General features: G+C 69.6%; 22 protein-coding genes and 1 riboswitch. Of the genes, 11 read left to right on the forward strand and 11 right to left on the reverse strand.

The genetic code is table 11. The features are described 5' to 3' along the window. Positions 1–15: 15 nt before the first annotated feature. On the forward strand, positions 16–792 hold the full coding sequence (locus MHN84_RS04145; protein ID WP_241203360.1) for a DUF4239 domain-containing protein: 777 nt from the start codon (positions 16–18) through the stop codon (positions 790–792). On the opposite strand, the gene MHN84_RS04150 is transcribed toward MHN84_RS04145, so the two are convergent. After that, positions 789–2,462, reverse strand: coding sequence for a 4Fe-4S binding protein (locus MHN84_RS04150; RefSeq protein ID WP_241203361.1), 1,674 nt, complete (start codon positions 2,460–2,462; stop codon positions 789–791). The genes MHN84_RS04145 and MHN84_RS04150 overlap by 4 nt on opposite strands. Before the next feature lie 18 nt (positions 2,463–2,480). Further along, positions 2,481–3,509 carry a diiron oxygenase gene (locus tag MHN84_RS04155; protein WP_241203362.1) on the reverse strand — a complete coding sequence of 343 codons (1,029 nt, stop codon included), beginning with the start codon at positions 3,507–3,509 and terminating at the stop codon, positions 2,481–2,483. A gap of 216 nt (positions 3,510–3,725) precedes the next feature. Between MHN84_RS04155 and serC the strand changes: the two genes are divergently transcribed. Both serC and sepH read left to right on the forward strand, forming a co-directional pair. Then, the gene (gene serC / locus MHN84_RS04160) at positions 3,726–4,841 is read left to right on the forward strand and encodes a phosphoserine transaminase (protein ID WP_241203363.1); all 1,116 of its coding nucleotides are present in this window, start codon (positions 3,726–3,728) and stop codon (positions 4,839–4,841) included. Between the two features lie 88 nt (positions 4,842–4,929). Continuing rightward, positions 4,930–5,751 carry a septation protein SepH gene (gene sepH / locus MHN84_RS04165; RefSeq protein ID WP_241203364.1) on the forward strand — a complete coding sequence of 274 codons (822 nt, stop codon included), beginning with the start codon at positions 4,930–4,932 and terminating at the stop codon, positions 5,749–5,751. On the opposite strand, the gene MHN84_RS04170 is transcribed toward sepH, so the two are convergent. Both MHN84_RS04170 and MHN84_RS04175 read right to left on the reverse strand, forming a co-directional pair. Continuing rightward, on the reverse strand, positions 5,719–6,003 hold the full coding sequence (locus MHN84_RS04170) for a DUF2537 domain-containing protein (RefSeq protein ID WP_241203365.1): 285 nt from the start codon (positions 6,001–6,003) through the stop codon (positions 5,719–5,721). The genes sepH and MHN84_RS04170 overlap by 33 nt on opposite strands. After that, the gene (locus tag MHN84_RS04175; protein WP_241203366.1) at positions 6,000–6,821 is read right to left on the reverse strand and encodes an RNA methyltransferase; all 822 of its coding nucleotides are present in this window, start codon (positions 6,819–6,821) and stop codon (positions 6,000–6,002) included. The genes MHN84_RS04170 and MHN84_RS04175 overlap by 4 nt, the downstream gene beginning before the upstream one ends. Positions 6,822–6,865: 44 nt before the next feature. Between MHN84_RS04175 and MHN84_RS04180 the strand changes: the two genes are divergently transcribed. After that, entirely contained in the window at positions 6,866–7,114 is a 249-nt protein-coding gene (locus MHN84_RS04180) for a DUF2530 domain-containing protein (RefSeq protein WP_241203367.1), read from the forward strand. Positions 7,115–7,132: 18 nt separating this feature from the next. Then, the gene (locus MHN84_RS04185) at positions 7,133–7,588 is read left to right on the forward strand and encodes an SRPBCC family protein (protein WP_241203368.1); all 456 of its coding nucleotides are present in this window, start codon (positions 7,133–7,135) and stop codon (positions 7,586–7,588) included. Between the two features lie 4 nt (positions 7,589–7,592). Here MHN84_RS04185 and MHN84_RS04190 read toward each other — a convergent pair whose 3' ends face one another. Then, positions 7,593–8,342 carry a DUF3027 domain-containing protein gene (locus tag MHN84_RS04190; protein WP_241203550.1) on the reverse strand — a complete coding sequence of 250 codons (750 nt, stop codon included), beginning with the start codon at positions 8,340–8,342 and terminating at the stop codon, positions 7,593–7,595. 245 nt (positions 8,343–8,587) lie between these two features. On the opposite strand from MHN84_RS04190, the gene MHN84_RS04195 reads away from it, so the two are divergent. Together MHN84_RS04195 and MHN84_RS04200 are read left to right on the forward strand one after the other, a co-directional pair. Further along, a complete protein-coding gene (locus tag MHN84_RS04195; protein WP_374238310.1) occupies positions 8,588–10,255 on the forward strand; it encodes an MFS transporter in 1,668 nt (555 codons plus the stop codon). Beyond that, positions 10,252–10,734: a DUF2771 domain-containing protein gene (locus MHN84_RS04200; protein ID WP_241203369.1), complete on the forward strand. Its 483-nt coding sequence runs from the start codon at positions 10,252–10,254 to the stop codon at positions 10,732–10,734. Before MHN84_RS04195 ends, MHN84_RS04200 begins: the two co-directional genes overlap by 4 nt. 72 nt (positions 10,735–10,806) lie before the next feature. Here the strand turns inward: MHN84_RS04200 and MHN84_RS04205 are convergent, their stop codons facing one another. Together MHN84_RS04205 and MHN84_RS04210 are read right to left on the reverse strand one after the other, a co-directional pair. Next, complete coding sequence (locus tag MHN84_RS04205; RefSeq protein ID WP_241203370.1) at positions 10,807–11,823, reverse strand: glutathione S-transferase family protein; 1,017 nt, start codon at positions 11,821–11,823, stop codon at positions 10,807–10,809. Positions 11,824–11,857: 34 nt separating this feature from the next. Then, a complete protein-coding gene (locus MHN84_RS04210; RefSeq protein ID WP_143818490.1) occupies positions 11,858–12,268 on the reverse strand; it encodes a cold-shock protein in 411 nt (136 codons plus the stop codon). A 177-nt stretch (positions 12,269–12,445) separates the two neighbouring features. Here MHN84_RS04210 and MHN84_RS04215 point away from each other — a divergent pair, with 177 nt between their 5' ends. The 4 genes from MHN84_RS04215 (at position 12,446) to MHN84_RS04230 (ending at position 15,942) form a co-directional block, all read left to right on the forward strand. Further along, a complete protein-coding gene (locus tag MHN84_RS04215; RefSeq protein ID WP_241203371.1) occupies positions 12,446–12,859 on the forward strand; it encodes a YccF domain-containing protein in 414 nt (137 codons plus the stop codon). After that, the gene (moaA, locus tag MHN84_RS04220) at positions 12,856–13,920 is read left to right on the forward strand and encodes a GTP 3',8-cyclase MoaA (RefSeq protein ID WP_241203372.1); all 1,065 of its coding nucleotides are present in this window, start codon (positions 12,856–12,858) and stop codon (positions 13,918–13,920) included. Before MHN84_RS04215 ends, moaA begins: the two co-directional genes overlap by 4 nt. 2 nt (positions 13,921–13,922) lie before the next feature. Further along, complete coding sequence (locus MHN84_RS04225; RefSeq protein ID WP_241203373.1) at positions 13,923–14,171, forward strand: MoaD/ThiS family protein; 249 nt, start codon at positions 13,923–13,925, stop codon at positions 14,169–14,171. 242 nt (positions 14,172–14,413) lie between these two features. Continuing rightward, positions 14,414–14,622, forward strand: a riboswitch (cyclic di-AMP (ydaO/yuaA leader). Between the two features lie 9 nt (positions 14,623–14,631). Further along, the gene (locus tag MHN84_RS04230) at positions 14,632–15,942 is read left to right on the forward strand and encodes a transglycosylase family protein (RefSeq protein WP_241203374.1); all 1,311 of its coding nucleotides are present in this window, start codon (positions 14,632–14,634) and stop codon (positions 15,940–15,942) included. A gap of 6 nt (positions 15,943–15,948) precedes the next feature. On the opposite strand, the gene MHN84_RS04235 is transcribed toward MHN84_RS04230, so the two are convergent. The 4 genes from MHN84_RS04235 to MHN84_RS04250 are packed head-to-tail and all read right to left on the reverse strand — an operon-like array spanning position 15,949 to position 17,529. Further along, a complete protein-coding gene (locus MHN84_RS04235) occupies positions 15,949–16,374 on the reverse strand; it encodes a molybdenum cofactor biosynthesis protein MoaE (RefSeq protein ID WP_241203375.1) in 426 nt (141 codons plus the stop codon). Continuing rightward, entirely contained in the window at positions 16,371–16,874 is a 504-nt protein-coding gene (locus tag MHN84_RS04240; protein ID WP_374238311.1) for a molybdenum cofactor biosynthesis protein B, read from the reverse strand. The genes MHN84_RS04235 and MHN84_RS04240 overlap by 4 nt, the downstream gene beginning before the upstream one ends. Then, positions 16,862–17,332, reverse strand: a complete 471-nt coding sequence (moaC, locus tag MHN84_RS04245) for a cyclic pyranopterin monophosphate synthase MoaC (protein ID WP_241203376.1) — start codon at positions 17,330–17,332, stop codon at positions 16,862–16,864. Before moaC ends, MHN84_RS04240 begins: the two co-directional genes overlap by 13 nt. Positions 17,333–17,334: 2 nt before the next feature. Further along, the gene (locus MHN84_RS04250) at positions 17,335–17,529 is read right to left on the reverse strand and encodes a hypothetical protein (protein ID WP_241203377.1); all 195 of its coding nucleotides are present in this window, start codon (positions 17,527–17,529) and stop codon (positions 17,335–17,337) included. Between the last annotated feature and the right edge of the window lie 17 nt (positions 17,530–17,546).

Below are 17,546 nucleotides of genomic sequence, written 5' to 3' on the forward strand. Positions count from 1 at the left end.
AGCAATAATCCGACGATGATCTGGTTGCTCCAGTTCCCCCCTGTGCTTCTCGGCATTCTGTGGGTCGTCGTCATCGTGGGGATCTCCGTCGGTGGTCTGATCCTGTTCCGCAAGACGGTGTCGCACACCCGGCTGGAGAACGCGAATCCGGTGTCCAGTGCGGTGTTTCAAGTCGCAGGGGTGCTCTACGCCGTACTGGTCGCGTTCGTCGTCGTGGTGGTGTGGGAACAAATGGGCGACGCCGAGGACGCCAGCGGTAAGGAGGCCTCGGCCGTCGCCGAACTGCTCCGCGACTCCGCGGCGCTACCAGCCGCGAACCGGGACGAGGTGGAGCGCAGCCTGATCGCGTACACGCGGGACGTGATCGACAACGAGTTCCCGAGGATGCGCCGCGGCGAGGCCATCTCCGAGCAGTCCGAGGCGCTGGACACCGTGTGGAACTCGTATCTGAAGGTGCAGCCGGAAACGCGCAACGAGATCGCGTTCTTCGATCATGCGATCGTGCGGCTGAACGACCTGAGCGCCAACCGGAAGTTGCGGGTGTCCACGGGCGAGGCTTCGGTGCCGGCCGAACTGTGGGTGCTGCTCATCGGTGGCGGCGCCGTGCTGATGGCGTTCACCTACCTGTTCGGCACGCGTGACCTGCTGGTCCACGGACTGGCGATCGGGTTGACCGCATCGTTGCTCGCCTTCGTGATGTACCTGATCTTCGCGTTGGAGCATCCGTACGTCGGTGCGCTGTCGGTGCAACCCACGGCGTTCATCAACGTGCTTACCTACTGGAACAGTTAGCGCAGCAGGCCCGCCAGCAGCCGACGGTGCATGGGTTCGGCGGGCGCACTCGCCGCGACGCGCAGCATCTCGTCGACCGTCGTGAACTTCACCCGCGGACGCTCGCCCTGACCGCGGGCCACTTCCGCGGCGTCGATCGCCTTCCATCCCGCAGCGTCGACGACCTCGGGCTGCCTGCCGCGCACGAAGCGGTCCAGCGCCGAGGCGCGCTCGCGCGGTTCGGCCAACAGTCCTGCGTTGTAGTCGGCGACCAGCGTGTGCACGGTCTCGGCCGCACAGGACTTGTTCGTGCCGATGAAGCCCGTGGGGCCGCGTTTGATCCAGCCCGCCACGTAGCTGCCGCGCATCGGGTCGTCACCGTCGAGAACGCGGCCACCGTCGTTGGGGACGACGCCGGCGGTCTCGTCGAACGGCAGACCGCTTATCGGCATGCCGCGATAGCCGATGGAGGTCAGCACGGCACCCGACTCGAGCGTGACGGTGTCGTCCGTGCCGGTGATCTGGAACTCCATCCCGGTGACTCGCTCCGACCCCAGCACCCGCGCCGGTGTGAGGCGGTAGGCGAGCCGGATCCGCGGACGGGAAATCGGCGCGGTGCTGTCCCCCAGCTTGCTCAGGATCTCGAGTTTGCGCCGGGTCAGATCGTCGGTCACCTCGGCGAGATCCTCCCGGACCCGCTGGTGATCCGCGGGGTCGAGGACGACGTCGCAGCGGGCCGTGAGCCCGATCAGTTCGGGCAGCGTGAACGCCGAGGCGGCCGGACCGCGCCGCGCGGCGATCACCACCTCGCGAACCTTCGACGCACGCAGGGCCTCGAGCGCGTAATCGGCGATGTCGGTGCGTGCCAACGCATCCGGATCGGTGGTCAGGACGCGCGCCACGTCGAGCGCGACATTGCCGTTGCCGACGACGATCACCCGCTCCCCGCTCAGATCGACGGCGAGATCGGCGAAGTCGGGATGGCCGTTGTACCAGGCGACGAACTCGGTGGCGGTGCCCGCACCCGACAGACTCATGCCCTCCACGTCGAGGCGCTTGTCGGTGGGCGCGCCGACGGCGTAGAGCACCGCGTGATGGTGCTCGAGCAACTCGTCATGCGTGAGATCCGATCCCACCTCGACGTTGAGGTAGAACCGGAAGTCTCGACGGGCCGCGATCGTGTCGAACAGAGCCGTGACCCGCTTGGTCGCCTGATGGTCGGGGGCCACCCCGGCGCGCGCCAACCCGAACGGGGTGGGCAGCTTCTCGAACACGTTGACCTGCACCCCGGATTGGGTCAGCAGCTCGTCGGCGGCGTACATGGCCGCCGGGCCGGAACCGACGATCGCCACCCGCAACGGTCCCCTGCCACGGGCGTGCACCTGCGGCGCTTCCGGCACCGGAGCCAGCTTCGACGTCGGCGGCAGCTTGCCTTCGCGCTTCGGGTAGAACCCCGCGTTGATCTCGACGAACGGCAACTGCTCAGCGGTGAGCTTGCTGTCCGGCGCGATCGCCCCGACGGGGCATGCCGAGACGCAGGCTCCGCAATCGACGCAGGCGACCGGGTCGATGTGCAGCATCTCGGCGGTGGCGAAGCCCGGCTCGTCCGGCGACGGATGGATGCAGTTGACCGGACACGCGAAGACGCAGGACCCGTCGCTGCAACACGACTGGGTGATGACGTGAGGCATGGGAACGTCCTGGTGACGCTAGGCGACCGCGGCCAGGTGTTCGCGCTGCGGCTCGCTGCGGTACCGGCTGGGCTTCCCGCCGATCCGGCAGATCCGCCACATCAACTTCGCGAACGGGTTCATCAGCCCGGTGTCGTGGGCGAGCATCCGCACGTCACCGAACATGTCGCGCAGCATCTGCCGCGACTCCGGGGACTTGAAGAAGATGTCCTTGCGCACCGACCGCGGGATGTCGAATTCCTGCCAGAACGCCTTCGGCGGGACGATGATCGCCGAACACAGCACACGCATCACGACCGGGACGTACAGCGAGAGCCAGAACCGCTTGCGGCGCGGCAATTCCGGCACGCGCTTGCGCAGATACTCATGGGCGAACGAGATGTGCCGGGCCTCCTCGGCGACGTGAATCGCCATGACGCGCTCCATGATCGGATGCAGGGCCTTGCCCTCGCGCAGCACGTTCTTCTGGGTGTGGTCGATCGGTTCCTCACCGGCGAGGATGCCGAACCAGAACGGGATCGGCAGTGGACCGGCGACCAGCGGGATCGCGGGTTGCACCCACTTGAGCAGTTTCGGCATACCCGGCACGTCGGCGCCGATGCGGTTCACCATCTCCTGGAACATCAGGGTGTGGTTGCACTCCTCGACCGCCTCGTGCAGGCAGTACCGGTACTCGGGCGAGCCGTTGGGGGTCCAGAACGCGTACTCCATCAGCCCGCGGATCAGGATCGATTCGAAGTGCAGACCGACCTTGGCGACATTGGCCTGCCGCCACATGCCGATCTCGATCTGCCGCTCCTTGGGCTGCGATCGGTACCACTCGTGCTTACCGATGGGATCGGTCGCCGGCAGGATCCACCGCTCGTCGTTCGGGGTGACCGTGAACTCCGGCGAATCCCAGTCGATGTCGGTGTAGGGGTTGAAGTTGCGCCGCACCGACCCCTCGGACAGCGTCTTCAACGTGTCGACGTATTCGGCGTCGTCGAAGACGTCCATGTTCTTGCGCCAACGCCGGATGATCTTCGTGCGTGCTTCTTTGACCGCCATCGGGAGCCTCCATTCCCTCGCGTGAGGTTTACATTCAAGTACCCGTTGTCCAAGCACAGTACCCACGGTCCCAGGAATTGAACAGGGCAATTTCCTGAATGTGCGCTGGGCGCGTTATCCCGGTCACACGTGACCCAGATCACTACCGCAGGTCCGCGTCCACCCGGATTCCCACCGGATTCGAGACCTACACCCCGCCGGTTCTACGCTTGCCCCATGGCTGCGGACCTCACAATTCCCGACGACCTCAAGCCCCGCGACGGCCGCTTCGGCTGCGGACCGTCCAAGGTGCGTCCCGAACAGCTGACCGCGCTCGCCGAGGCCGGACACCTGTTCGGCACCTCGCATCGGCAGGCGCCGGTGAAGAACCTGGTCGGCCGGGTCCGCGACGGCCTGCGCCAGCTGTTCTCACTACCCGAGGGATACGAGGTGGTCCTGGGCAACGGCGGCTCCACCGCGTTCTGGGACGCCGCGGCGTTCGGGCTGGTCGACACACGGTCACTGCATCTGACCTACGGCGAGTTCAGCGCGAAGTTCGCCTCGGCGGTCGCCAAGAACCCGTTCGTCGGGGACCCCGTGGTGGTGAAAGCCGACGCCGGCAGCGCTCCCACGCCGACGTCGGACCCGTCTGTCGACGTCATCGCCTGGGCACACAACGAGACCTCCACCGGCGTCGCCGTCGGAGTGCAGCGCCCGGAGGGCTCGGGTGACGCGCTGATCGTCATCGACGCCACCTCGGCTGCCGGCGGACTCCCCGTCGACATCAGCGAGGCCGACGCCTACTACTTCGCCCCGCAGAAGAACTTCGCCGGCGACGGCGGCCTGTGGATCGCGCTGATGTCCCCGGCCGCACTGGCCCGCGTCGAAGCCATCGCGGCGTCCGGGCGCTGGGTGCCCGACTTCCTCTCCCTGCCCATCGCGATCGAGAACAGCGTCAAGAACCAGACCTACAACACGCCCGCGATCGGCACGCTGGTGCTGCTCGCCGAGCAGATCGACTGGCTGCTCGGCAACGGCGGCCTGGACTGGGCGACCAAGCGCACCGCGGACTCGTCGTCGCGGCTCTACTCCTGGGCCGAGGCGTCGTCCTTCGCCACCCCGTTCGTCACCGATCCGGCGCTGCGCTCCGCCGTCGTCGGCACCGTCGACTTCGCCGACGAGGTCGACGCAGCGGCCGTGGCCAAGACGCTGCGCGCGAACGGCATCGTCGACACCGAGCCGTACCGCAAGCTCGGCCGCAACCAGCTGCGGGTGGGCATGTTCCCCGCCGTGGAACCCGACGACGTCAGCGCGCTGACCGCGTGCGTCGACTGGGTGGTCGAGCGGTTGTAGCGACTGCCGCGTGTCACCGCGGTAACGAGGAGATAACGCAGTAGGGTGACCGCGTATCGGGCTCAGCGCAGCCCGAGAGGAGGTCGCCATGCGGGAACTGAAGGTCGTCGGACTCGAGGTCAACGGCACACGGATCATCTGCGAGACCGACGACTCCGGCGAGAAGTTCGTGTTGCGCTCCGATGAGCGGCTCAAGGCCGCCGTGCGTGGCGACCGGGCCGGCTCCAACCAGACCACGATCGATGTCGAGGTGCCGAACATGCTGCGCCCCCGAGAGATTCAAGCCAAGATCCGCGCCGGAGCCTCGGTGGAGCAGGTCGCCACGGCCGCGGGCGTCGACATCGCCCGCGTGGAACGATTCGCCCACCCCGTCCTGCTGGAGCGCTCGCGTGCGGCGGAGCTGGCCACCGCCGCCCACCCTGTGCTGTCCGACGGTCCGTCGGTCCTGACGCTGCTGGAGACGGTGACCGCCGCGCTGATCGCGCGCGGGCTCGACCCCGAGAAGACCGAGTGGGACGCCTGGCGCAACGAGGACGGCCGCTGGACGGTGCAGATGGCGTGGAAGGCCGGCATGTCCGACAACGTCGCGCACTTCCGGTATGCCCCGGGCGCCCACGGCGGCACCGTGACCGCGTTCGACGACGCCGCCTATCAGCTGATCGACCCGAGCTACGCCCGGCCGCTACGGCCGCTGGCCCCGGTGGCGCAACTCGCACTCGGAGACCCCGAACCCATCGCGCCGGCACCGGCACCGCAGCCGGCTCCCCCGGCGGCTCGAGCACCGGAACCGGAACCGACGGTCGACGAGACCCCCGACGCGAAACCCTCGCGACCCAAGAAGGCGCGGCCGACTGTCCCCGCGTGGGAGGACGTGCTGCTAGGCGTACGTTCCAGCGGCGGCCAGCGCTAGCAACCCGACCCAGGCGGCCACGACGCCCACCCCGGCGCCGAGCACGAACCAACGCCACACCGGCGCCTTGCGCCAGCCCCACACCGTCGGCGCCAGTCCCCCCACGGCGACGAGATTCAACCCGATCGCCAGCAGCGGACTCACCCGCATCAGCCCGATGCCCAAGACGATGAGGGCGGCGGCGAGCACGGCGGCGACAAAGGCCGCGACGGTCAGCCCGGTACCCCAGGGAGTCGGCTCGTGGGGCTTCACGGCGCGAGCCTATCCCGCTCGTAGAACGCCAACGCCGCTGCTGTCGCCACGTTCAGAGAGTCCGTTCCGCGCGACATCGGGATGCGCGCGCGGACATCGCACGCGCGCATGGTGTGCTCGGCCAGACCCGGCCCCTCCGCGCCGACGAGGATGCCCACCTTCTCGCCGACCAGGTCGTCCATCGCGTCGGCCAGCCGCTGCGCGCCGGCGGCCGGGGTCATCGCCACCAAACGAAACCCGTTGTCGCGCAGCATGTTCAGATCACCCGGCCAGTTCTGCGCCCGCGCGAACGGAACAAGGAGCGCGTGTCCCATCGAGACGCGTACCGCGCGGCGGTACAGCGGGTCGGCACATCCCGCGCCGAAGATCACCGCACCAACTCCCAGCCCCGCGGCGTTGCGGAAGATCGAGCCGAGATTCTCGTGGTCGTTGACCCCTTCCAGCACCGCCACCGTGCGCGCACCGTCGAGCACCTGGGGCACCGCCAGCTCCGGGGCGCGCGACGCCGACGCCAGCACACCGCGGTTGAGGTGGAACCCGACCACGTCGGCCATCACCTCCGCGCTCGCCCGGTAGTACGGCGCGTCGAGCCCGTCGAGATCGGTGCCGAGCTCGGCCAACCGGCGGTCGGTGCCCAGCAGCGCCCGCGGACGGAACCGCGACGCCAGCATCCGCTGCACCACCAGCACGCCCTCAGCGATCACGAGCCCCTTGCCGCTGGGCAGATCGGGCCGCCGGTCGACGCTGTTGAGGTCACGGAAATCATCCAGTCGCGGGTCGGTGGGGTCGTCGACGTCGACGACGAGGGCGGCGGGCACGGCGACCGACACTACCGACGCGTGATCAGTTACGTTGGGCCGCGATGACGACCACGCCCCCCGAACCGCCGCCGCTGCCGCGCGCCCTGACCTCCCCGTGGCCGGTGATCGTCGTGATCACCGGCGGGTGGCTGATAGCGACGCTGCTCGCGTTCACGGTCGAGGCTTTGGCGCCGTGCCGGCCCGTCAGCCTGGCCGGGCTCGGCGTGGGTGTTCTTGGCACGTCGATCTTTCTGTGGCAACGTCACGCCGTGCGCCGCGGATCGCGCGGAGCACAGAGCGGTTTGGACTGACACGAGGAGAACACCGTCATGGCGGCGCCCATTCTGCAAGCGCAGATCGACATCAACGCACCGGTCTCGACCGTGTGGAAGCTGGTCTCCGATGTGGAGCGGATGCCACAGTGGAGCCCCCAGTGCCGCTGGACGAAGGCGATCGGCGGAGTGCGTCAGGGCGCCCGCATGGTCAACCTGAATCGCCGCGGAATGTTGTTCTGGCCCACGACCGCTCGCATCACCGAGCTCGTGCCCGAGAAGAAGCTGGCGTTCAAGGTCAGCGAGAACCACACGGTCTGGAGCTACGAACTCGAACCCACCGAGGCCGGCACCCGGTTGGTGGAGACCCGCCGCGCCGAGAACGGCACCACCACCGCGGTGTCGGCGTTCGCGGTCGACAAGTTCATGGGCGGGGAGACCAGCTTCGAGCAGGAACTCATCGAGGGCATGAACAACTCGCTGGAGCGCATCAAAGCGGCCGCCGAGCGCTAGCGAGCTAGCTGGAGCGCTCTTCGGTGCGCTCCACGAGATCGAGCACGCCGTCGTCGAACGGGTCGAACTGGGGCGATCCCGAGCCCTTCGGCGCCGGCGTGTCCGAATGGGCGCCGCAACCGTATTCGGCGTCGACCACGCGCCCGTCGGCGGCGTACTCGTTGGCGCACACCCCGAACATCACACCCAACGCCCCACCGAGCGGGACGTAGAACCCGCAGTCCCGACACATCCGGCGGGTGGCGCGTGCCATCGCCGACCCCGGGCCGAAGTCACCGTCATGCCAGCGCTGCGCAGCGTCGCCACGCCCCCACAGGCTCAGCACCTGACGACGGCCCAGTCCGACCTCGACGGCCACCTCGTCGATCTGCGGGTCGCCGGTCCCCATGAACCCCGGCACCAGGCGCGGATCGTCGGCGGGGGGAGCCAGCAGGTCGCCGGGGCCGAGATCGCCCGCGCGCACCCGCTCCTCCCAGGGCACCCATTCCGGCGCGAGCAGCGCCGACGGGCCGGGGACCAGGACGACCTCGCTGATGGTGACCTGCGCGGCGCCCGACCAGGCCGCGACCACGACGGCCCACTGCCAGCCCCGGTAGCCGGTCACCTCCGCGACGAACCGGTGGGTGGCCGAGGACTGGTCTTCGATCTCGGCGCCGAGGTAGTCGCCGACAGTGTCGGCACCACTGAACTCAGCGATCGCGGAGCGGGCGTCGTCGACCGCGCCGAGCAGCATGGCTTCGAGCTCGGCGGACATCGGCTCCGGCTCGGCCGGTTCGGTCGGTTCGGCAAGCTCGGTCGGCTCGGCAGGCTCGGTCGATGCGGCCGGCTCAGCTGACGGCTCGACCGCCGACTCGGGTGCCTCGGCGGGCGGCTCGGCCTCGGGCGAAGAGGGTTCGGTCACGCTGTCCATCGGTGTTCATCTTGCCCGACGGAGCCGGTGGCGAGCCACACCGGTTGGCTGCACGTCCCCTGTCGCCTCCATGAGGGAGAATCGAGCGCGTGACAGGAGCGCGGCGCGACCACCAGGACCCCGCCGGTCCGACGGGCGGACGCTACTACCCGCCACGTCCGCCCGTCGGGGAACATCCGGGCATGGCCAACTACCCCAGCGACCCGGTGGTTACCGACGGTAGGCGCGCCTCGTCGACGACCAACCACAGCGGCAACCGATGGTTGCCGCCGCTGGACGAGCACGACCGTCGTCGCCACCACAGCCGCTTCGACGAGGACCGGGCCGCCGGCGCCGAGAAGGTGACGGTCACCCGCGCCGCCGCGCAGCGCAGCCGCGAAATGGGCTCGAAGATGTACGGTCTGGTCCACCGGGCCGCCACCGCCGACGGCGCCGACAAATCCGGGCTGACGGCTCTGACCTGGCCCGTGGTGGCGAACTTCGCCCTCGACGCCGCGATGGCGGTCGCCCTGGCCAACACCTTGTTCTTCGCCGCCGCGACCGGTGAGAGCAAGAGCCGGGTGGCGCTCTACCTGCTCATCACGATCGCCCCGTTCGCGGTCATCGCTCCGCTGATCGGCCCTGCGCTGGACCGCCTGCAGCACGGCCGCCGCGTCGCCCTGGCCGCGTCCTTCGGCCTGCGCACCGCGCTGGCGGTGATCCTGATCGCGAACTTCGACAGCGCGACCGGCAGCTTCCCGTCCTGGGTGCTGTATCCGTGCGCGCTCGGCATGATGGTGCTCTCGAAGTCCTTCTCGGTGCTGCGCAGCGCCGTGACACCGCGGGTGCTGCCCCCGACCATCGACCTCGTCCGGGTCAACTCGCGGCTGACGATGTTCGGCCTGCTCGGCGGCACAATGGTGGGCGGCGGTATCGCGGCCGCGGCCGAGTGGGGATTCCAGCTGTTCGCCATGCCCGGGGCGCTCTACGTCGTGGTCGCAGTGTCGATGGCCGGCGCCGTTCTGGCGATGCGGATACCGAAGTGGGTCGAGGTCACCGAGGGTGAGATCCCGGCCACGCTCAGCTACCACAGCAGGCCGGACGGGTACTTCCGCGATCCGCCCGCCGCGAAGGTTCGCCAACCGCTGGGCCGCAACATCATCGCCGCGCTGTGGGGCAACTGCACGGTCAAGGTGATGGTCGGCTTCCTGTTCCTCTACCCCGCGTTCGTCGCCAAGGCCCACGACGCCAGCGGCTGGGAACAGCTGCGCATCCTCGGGCTGATCGGCGCCGCGGCCGCGGTGGGCAACTTCATCGGGAACTTCACCGCGGCGCGGCTGAAACTCGGCCATCCGGCGCAGCTCGTGGTGCGCTGCGCGATCGCGGTCACCGCGATGTCGCTGGCCACCGCGCTGACGGGCAGTCTCCTCGTCGCCGCGGCGACGACCCTGGTCACCTCGGGCGCCAGCGCGATCGCCAAGGCCTCCCTGGACGCCTCACTGCAGGACGACCTGCCCGAGGAATCACGCGCGTCGGCGTTCGGGCGCTCGGAGTCGCTGCTGCAGCTGGCGTGGGTGGTGGGTGGTGCGACGGGGGTGCTGATCTACACCGAGCTGTACGCGGGGTTCACCACGATCACCGCGCTGCTCATCCTCGGTCTGGCGCAGACGATCTTCAGCTACCGCGGCGAATCCCTGGTTCCGGGGTTGGGCGGCAACCGTCCCGTGCACGCGGCGGCTGAGGGTGTGCGCGTTGAGTCGGCGGTGTCCGGCGAGTGAAACGAGTCATCGCCGTCCTCGTCGCCGTGGCGCTGCTCGCGTCGGCCGCCACCGGGGTCCTGGTGTGGCGGCTCTCCCGGGAGGCGGGCCCCGACCTGCCCGAGATCTCGGCCTTCTCCGCCGGCCAGCTGACCCGGGTCGGCCCGTACCGGTTCTGCCGGGTGCTCAACCCCACCGACTGCATGGTGCCCGCCGACCAGGGCGAACTGACCGTCTCGGGCCGTCACCCGGTGCAGTTGTCGCTGCCCGCCGAGATCGCGAAGGCGCCGTGGGTGCTGCTGCGCGCCTACGAGGACGGTGACGTGGTCGAGGAGTTCCGACCCGACGCCCGGCTCGCGGTGACGATCCCCACCGTCGACGCCCAGCGCGGACGGCTGACCGGTTTCGCGGTGCAGCTGCCGACGCTGGTGCGCGATCAGGACGGAAACGAGTTCCCCGTCCCGCACGCGGAGTGGTCGGTCCGCACGAACTGGAGCTGACCGGTCACGAAGGTGCACTGACGGTCGTGATCGGCGTGCGTCAGCAACCGTAGGAGCACTCTCGCGACGACATCAACCGGCGCTGTGCGCCGCAGGCACCTGCTCGCCCTCGCGCGGCGGCCCCGGCGGCGTCCCGTCGCCGAAAGGATTGCCGCCCAGCGCTTCTCGCCCGTGCGGGGTGAGCCAGTTGGCCAGGTCCGGGCCCTTCGGCACCACACCAGTGGGGTTGATGTCGCTGTGCACGATGTAGTAGTGCTGCTTGATCTGCACGAAGTCGATGGTGTCGCCGAAACCGGGCGTCTGGAACAGATCCCGCGCGTACGCCCAGAGCACCGGCATCTCGGAGAGCTTGGTGCGGTTGCACTTGAAGTGTCCGTGATAGACGGGATCGAAGCGGGCCAGCGTGGTGAACAACCGGACGTCGGCCTCGGTGATCGTGTCGCCCACCAGATAGCGCTGGTCGGCCAACCGGTCGGAGAGCCAGTCGAGCGCGGTGAACAGCCGATCGTAGGCCCGCTCGTAGGCCTTCTGGGAGCCCGCGAAGCCGCAGCGGTAGACCCCGTTGTTGACCTCGGTGTAGATCCGCTCCGCCACCTCGTCGATCTCTGCGCGCAGCGGCTCGGGATACAGGTCCGGGGCACCGTCGCGGTGATGGGCGGTCCACTCGGTCGACATGTCGAGCGTGATCTGGGGGAAATCGTTGGTGACGACCTCTCCGGTGGGCACGTCGACGATCGCGGGCACGGTGATGCCCTTCGGATAGTCGGGGACGCGCTTGTTGTAGGCATCGCGCAGGAAGTGGATACCGAGCACCGGATCGACGCCGCCGGGATCCAGATCGAAGGTCCAGCTGCGCTCGTCGTGCGTGGGACCGCAGAAGCCGATGGACAGCGCGTCCTCGAGACCGAGCAGGCGACGGACGATGATCGTGCGGTTGGCCCACGGACAGGCCCGCGCCACCACCAACCGGTAGCGGCCCGCCTCGACCGGGTAGCCGTCCCGGCCGTCGGCGGTGATGCGGGTGGAGATGTAGTCGGTGTCCCGGTCGAAGTCGCCGCCGGAGTTCGACGGGTCGGCCACGTAGCTCATGGACTCTGTCTTACCCCGTCGGGCCGCCGACGACTCAGGCGTCGAGTTCGCGGGCGACGGCCTTGACGACCTCCGAGACGCGGCGGGCCACCTTGCGGTCCGGGTAGCGCCCCTTGCGCAGCTCTGGCTGGACCGCGCCCTCGAGCAGCGTGATCATGTCCTCGACCATGCCGTGCAGCTCGTCGGGGCTGTGCTTGTGCTCGACGGTGGCCGCCTCGCGGCGGGTCCGGGTCAGGCTCGGCGGCGGATCGATCAGCTTCAGGCTGAGCGCCTGGGGGCCGCGACGGCCGGCTGCGACACCGAATTCCACGCGCTGGCCCGCCTTGAGGCCCTCGACACCGGCGGGCAACGCCGAGGAACGCACGTACACGTCCTCGCCGTCTTCTTGCGAGAGGAACCCGAAGCCCTTCTCCGCGTCGTACCACTTCACCCGGCCGGTAGGCACTGGTCTCACCTGCTTGTCTGTCTGAGCCGATTCGTCCGCGCCCCACGGGGTACAGACCGCTTACATAGAGGAAGCGCCCCGCCTGCGCCGGGACGCGTCGCAACGATCCTACTCGGACGTCGCCGCAGCCAGCACCCCCTTAACTCGGTAGGCTTGCCGGACCGCGGGAGGAAGAAGATGCGCCTGATCTTGAACGTCATCTGGTTGATCTTCGGTGGCCTGTGGCTGGCGCTGGGTTACCTGCTCGCCGCGTTGATCTGCTTCGTTCTGATCATCACGATCCCGTTCGGCTTCGCGGCGCTGCGGATCGCGGTGTACGCGCTGTGGCCATTCGGCCGCACGATCGTCGACAAGCCCGGTGTGCGCCCCGGCGCCCTGATCGGCAACATCATCTGGCTGCTCGTGGCCGGCATCTGGCTGGCGATCGGACACGTGTTGACCGCCATCGCGATGGCGATCACGATCGTGGGCATTCCGCTGGCGCTGGCGAACCTGAAGCTGATCCCGGTGTCCCTGATGCCGTTGGGTAAGGAGATCGTCCCGGTCGACGGCCACGCCGCCACCGGCGTGGCAACCGGATACCCGCGATGAGCGCCGTCGCTCTCGGTGTGCCGACCGTGCGCGGCGTGTCCCAGGGTGCGCCCGCCCACGGCCCGCTCGTCGACACGTTCGGCCGGGTCGCCACCGATCTGCGGGTGTCGCTGACCGACCTGTGCAACCTGCGCTGCACCTACTGCATGCCCGCCGAGGGGCTGGACTGGCTGCCATCAGAGCAGAAGCTGACCGTGGACGAGCTCGTCCGGCTGCTCGAGCTCGCCGTGACCCGCCTCGGGATCACCAGCGTGCGCTTCACCGGCGGCGAGCCGCTGGTCGTCCCGCACCTCGAGCGGGTGATCGCCGCGACGGCCGCGCTACGGCCCCGCCCGGAGATCACGCTGACCACCAACGGCGTCGGCCTCGCCGGACGTGCCGATGCGCTGAAGCAGGCCGGTCTGGACCGCATCAACGTGTCCTTGGACACCGTCGATCCGCAGCGCTTCGCCGCGATCACCCGGCGTGACCGGCTGGATGCGGTGCTGGCCGGTCTGCGCGCGGCGAAAGCCGCCGGCCTGGCCCCGGTCAAGGTCAATGCCGTGCTCGACCCCGTCAGCGGCCTGACCGACGCGCTCGCGCTGCTGCGCTTCTGTCTGGCGCACGGCTACCAGCTGCGCATCATCGAGCAGATGCCGCTGGATGCGGGCCACTCCTGGCGCCGCGATGCGGCGCTGTCGGCCGACGAGATCCTGGCCAGCCTCCGCGGGGAGTTCACCCTGACCCAGCACCCGGCGCCGCGAGGCTCGGCGCCCGCCGAGCTGTGGCAGGTGCGCGACCCCGACGGCGCTGTCATCGGCGATGTCGGCATCATCGCCTCGGTGTCGCACGCGTTCTGCGCGAGCTGTGACCGGACCCGGCTCACCGCCGACGGCCAGGTGCGCAACTGCCTCTTCGCCCGGGATGAGACCGATCTGCGAGGCCTGCTGCGGTCCGGCGCCGACGACGACACCGTCGAAGCCGCGTGGCGTGCCGCGATGTGGGGCAAAGCTGCCGGACACGGCATCAACGACCCGGGGTTCGTCCAGCCCAACCGCCCGATGAGTGCGATCGGCGGCTGATCGTGGCGGTGACTGTGCGCTACTTCGCCGCTGCGCGCGCGGCGGCCGGGGTGGACCACGAATCGGTCGACGTGAACGAGGCCGCGACGGTCGCCGACGTGGTGGAGGTCCTTCGCACGCGGGGTCCGGAGCTGGAACGGGTGCTGGCGCGCTGCTCGTACTTGCGAGACGGGGTCGCCGTGCGCGACATCTCGACTCCGCTCGGGTCGGCACAGACGATCGATGTGTTGCCGCCGTTCGCCGGCGGGTAGATCCCCGTTCGCACGGTGATGTATTCCGTGATTTACGTCACATCACGGAATGGTCACGGGATGGCTACGGCGAGGTAGCGACGCCGGGCACCTGCAGGAACAACGCGCCCGCCAGGCGTTTTAGAGATTTTTTAGTATTTGCCGAGGTCGGCGACACGGCGACAGCGGCGAGGTGACGAGAATCTGGCGAGCCATTACCGTTCTGGACCAGGCCGGTCGCCCCCACTGACCGGCTCACCGCGAGACCAGTAGCGCCGAGCTCCATCCGCTGGTCCGCGGGGACGACGAGACACACCTGGATGGAGGCGGGGGACCCACCGGTCCACCGAAAGGACCTGGAGCCGTCACCGGCTCCTAGGGGTGAAGCCGACGCCGTTTCGACGCCGCCGGCCGGGCGACCTCTCCAGCCCGAACCCGACAGCTGACCTCGCGGGCGCAGACGAGAGGACCACGCGCACCTATGAGTGGACGGCATCGCAAGCCCACGACTTCTTCTGTCAGCGTCGCCAAGATCGCCGTCACCGGCGCGGTCATCGGAGGCGGCAGCCTGGCTCTGGCCGGTACCGCAGGCGCCGCGACCGACAATGAATGGGACCGGGTCGCCAGCTGCGAGTCCGGCGGAAACTGGGCGATCAACACCGGCAACGGCTACCAGGGTGGGTTGCAGTTCTCGCCCAGCACCTGGTCCGGCCACGGCGGTGGCGAGTTCGCCCCCGCGGCCCACCTGGCCACCAAGGACGAGCAGATCGCCGTCGCCGAGCGTGTGCTGGCGACGCAAGGCAAGGGCGCGTGGCCCACGTGCGGCGGGCCGCTCTCCGCCGCAACACCCCGCAACGTCGTCGCCGAGGTCGCCAACGAAGCTCCCCCGGCGCCCGCAGGACCTCTCGGCCTGCTGCCTCCCCCGCCGCCGGCAGGCCCGCTCGCGCCGCCTCCGCCGCCTGCGCCGTTCGACGCGATGGCCGCGCCGCTTCCGGCTCCCCCGGTCGACCCGATGGCCCCGCCGCCCCCGGCGCCCGCACCGGCTCCCGTCGATGCCGCACCGCTGGACGCCCCGCTGCCTCCCCCGCCGGCACCGGTGGTCGATGTCGCGAACACCACACCGGCCACCGACCCGATGGTTCCGCCCCCGGCTCAGCCGGTGGTCAACGCCGCTGATTGGGACGCCGCGCAGAATCCCGCACCGGCTGACCAGCCGCAGGTGTGGGCCCTGCACCCGGGCGACCTGCCGCAGCAGCCAGCCCCGGCGGCTCCCCTTCCCGCCCCGGCCCCGGCTCCCGTCGCAGCCCCGGCCCCGGCTCCCGTCGCAGCCCCGGCCCCGGCACCTGTCGCAGCCCCGGCCCCGGCTCCCGTCGCAGCCCCGGCACCGGACCCGCTGGCCCCGCTGAACGCTGTTGCGGTTCCCGGCCCGGCTTACGACATCGCCAACCAGGCGATCTCCGGTGATCTGCCGATGCCCGACGGGATGCCGCATCTGGCCAGCCCGCAGAATCTCCCGCCCGGCACGACGGCCGATCCGAACGTGGTCGCCGACCCGAGCCCGAACGTGACCTACCTGAAGGACATCTGGCACGCCATCCAGACACAGGAGATCTCGGGCAAGGACGCGCTGCTCGCACTCACGCAGCGGCCGCTCACCAGTGGTCCTGCAGCGCTTCAGCCGCTTCCGGCGGGTGCTCCGGTTCCCGGTGCGCCGGTCGATCCCGCGGCGCCGCCGGCCCCGCCCGCCCCGGGTGCACCGGTTCCGCCGGCCCCGGTGCTGCCGCCGTCCTGAGCTCCGCTACGCGGAGTTGACCCACTCGTCGGTGCCGTCGACGAAGAACTGGTGTTTCCACACCGGTAGCAGTTCCTTGACGCGGTCGACCAGTCGCGCGCATGTCTGAAATGCCGCGCCGCGATGATCGGCGGCCACCACCGCGATCAGCGCGGCGTCCCCGATCTGCAGGGGACCCACGCGGTGACTGACGGCGAGCGCCCGCACGCCGGTGCTCTCTGCGGCCACCTCGGCGGCGACATCGGCGAGCACCTGGGCCGCCGACGGATGCGCGGAGTACTCGAGCCGGGTCACCCACCTGCCGCCGTCATGGTCACGAACCACCCCCGCGAACGACACGACAGCGCCCGCGGCGTGACGGGCCACCAGTGCCTCGTGCTCGGCTGCATCGATCGGATGCTCGGTCAGATCTGCTCGGACGACCTCGGTCATGGTCGGTGATCTCCCCCACGCAATTGGTCGAGGGCGTGATACAGCACGGCGTCGAGGACGCTCAGACCGTCCCGCACACCGCCGAGTGAGCCGGGGAGATTCACGATCAGCGTCCTTCCGGCGATGCCACAGAGCCCGCGGGACAGCACCGATGTCGGCACCTGGGGCAGACCCGAGCGTCGGATCGCATCGGCCAGTCCGGGCACTTCGTAGTCGAGCAGAGCCGCCGTCTGCTGCGGGGTGGCGTCGGTGGGCGAGATACCGGTGCCCCCGGAGGTGATGATCACGTCGGGCGCGTGCCGCGCGTGCCGCAACGCCTCTCGCAGGGCCGCCCCGACGGGCTCGCCGTCGGCGACCACCATCGGCGGCGGTGTGTGGATCGCACGCGCGGTGAGCCAGTCGACGATCACCGGGCCGCAGCGGTCGGTGTAGACGCCCGCCTGGGCGCGGGTGGACGCGATGACGACCAGCCCGGAACGCGGGCCGGTCACCTCGACCACGGGCCCGTCTTACCGCCCTCTTTGTGCAGCACCCGAATGCCGTCGATCGACGCCGCACGGTCGACGGCCTTAATCATGTCGTAGACCGTCAGCGCGGCCACGCTGACCGCTGTCAGCGCCTCCATCTCGACCCCGGTGCGATCAGTGGTGCGCACGGTCGCCGTGATGCCGACCTGGTCGCCGGAGACGTCGAAGTCGATGTCGACGCCGGTGATCGCCAACGGATGGCACAGCGGCACGAGGTCGCTGGTGCGCTTGGCCGCCAGGATGCCCGCCACCCGGGCGGTGGCCAGCGCGTCACCTTTGGGCAGGCCGTTCGTGCTGATCAGGTCGACGACGTCGGTGCGTGTGCGGACAGTGCCCGCGGCCACGGCTGTGCGCTTCGTGACGTCCTTGGCGGTGACGTCGACCATGTGGGCGGCGCCGGTCTCGTCGAGGTGCGAGAGGCGGTCCGCCATCGCTACTTGTTGATGACGGTCGAGGACTGGATGAACGGAAGCTCCTCCGCCGGCACAGGGAACGTGATGTCGCCGAACGGCGACAGTGCCCCGGTGCGGTCGGCGGCCAGCTCGCTGACGGCGTGGTCGTCGGCGTCGCTCGTCGGCCAGCCGGGATCGACGTATCGGTTCTTCTTGTCATCAGCCACGGATGACATTGTGGCAGGCCGATCGC

The organism is Mycobacterium sp. PSTR-4-N (assembly GCF_022348085.1).
Lineage (GTDB): Bacteria > Actinomycetota > Actinomycetes > Mycobacteriales > Mycobacteriaceae > Mycobacterium.

What these genes read in the sequence shown, in the direction of transcription:
- MHN84_RS04145 (WP_241203360.1), top strand. Translation starts at nt 16, where the DNA reads ATGATCTGGTTGCTCCAGTTCCCCCCTGTGCTTCTCGGCATTCTGTGG.
- MHN84_RS04150 (WP_241203361.1), bottom strand. Translation starts at nt 2,462, where the DNA reads ATGCCTCACGTCATCACCCAGTCGTGTTGCAGCGACGGGTCCTGCGTC.
- MHN84_RS04155 (WP_241203362.1), bottom strand. Translation starts at nt 3,509, where the DNA reads ATGGCGGTCAAAGAAGCACGCACGAAGATCATCCGGCGTTGGCGCAAG.
- serC (WP_241203363.1), top strand. Translation starts at nt 3,726, where the DNA reads ATGGCTGCGGACCTCACAATTCCCGACGACCTCAAGCCCCGCGACGGC.
- sepH (WP_241203364.1), top strand. Translation starts at nt 4,930, where the DNA reads ATGCGGGAACTGAAGGTCGTCGGACTCGAGGTCAACGGCACACGGATC.
- MHN84_RS04180 (WP_241203367.1), top strand. Translation starts at nt 6,866, where the DNA reads ATGACGACCACGCCCCCCGAACCGCCGCCGCTGCCGCGCGCCCTGACC.
- MHN84_RS04185 (WP_241203368.1), top strand. Translation starts at nt 7,133, where the DNA reads ATGGCGGCGCCCATTCTGCAAGCGCAGATCGACATCAACGCACCGGTC.
- MHN84_RS04190 (WP_241203550.1), bottom strand. Translation starts at nt 8,342, where the DNA reads ATGTCCGCCGAGCTCGAAGCCATGCTGCTCGGCGCGGTCGACGACGCC.
- MHN84_RS04205 (WP_241203370.1), bottom strand. Translation starts at nt 11,823, where the DNA reads ATGAGCTACGTGGCCGACCCGTCGAACTCCGGCGGCGACTTCGACCGG.
- MHN84_RS04215 (WP_241203371.1), top strand. Translation starts at nt 12,446, where the DNA reads ATGCGCCTGATCTTGAACGTCATCTGGTTGATCTTCGGTGGCCTGTGG.
- moaA (WP_241203372.1), top strand. Translation starts at nt 12,856, where the DNA reads ATGAGCGCCGTCGCTCTCGGTGTGCCGACCGTGCGCGGCGTGTCCCAG.
- MHN84_RS04230 (WP_241203374.1), top strand. Translation starts at nt 14,632, where the DNA reads ATGAGTGGACGGCATCGCAAGCCCACGACTTCTTCTGTCAGCGTCGCC.
- MHN84_RS04235 (WP_241203375.1), bottom strand. Translation starts at nt 16,374, where the DNA reads ATGACCGAGGTCGTCCGAGCAGATCTGACCGAGCATCCGATCGATGCA.
- moaC (WP_241203376.1), bottom strand. Translation starts at nt 17,332, where the DNA reads ATGGCGGACCGCCTCTCGCACCTCGACGAGACCGGCGCCGCCCACATG.
- MHN84_RS04250 (WP_241203377.1), bottom strand. Translation starts at nt 17,529, where the DNA reads ATGTCATCCGTGGCTGATGACAAGAAGAACCGATACGTCGATCCCGGC.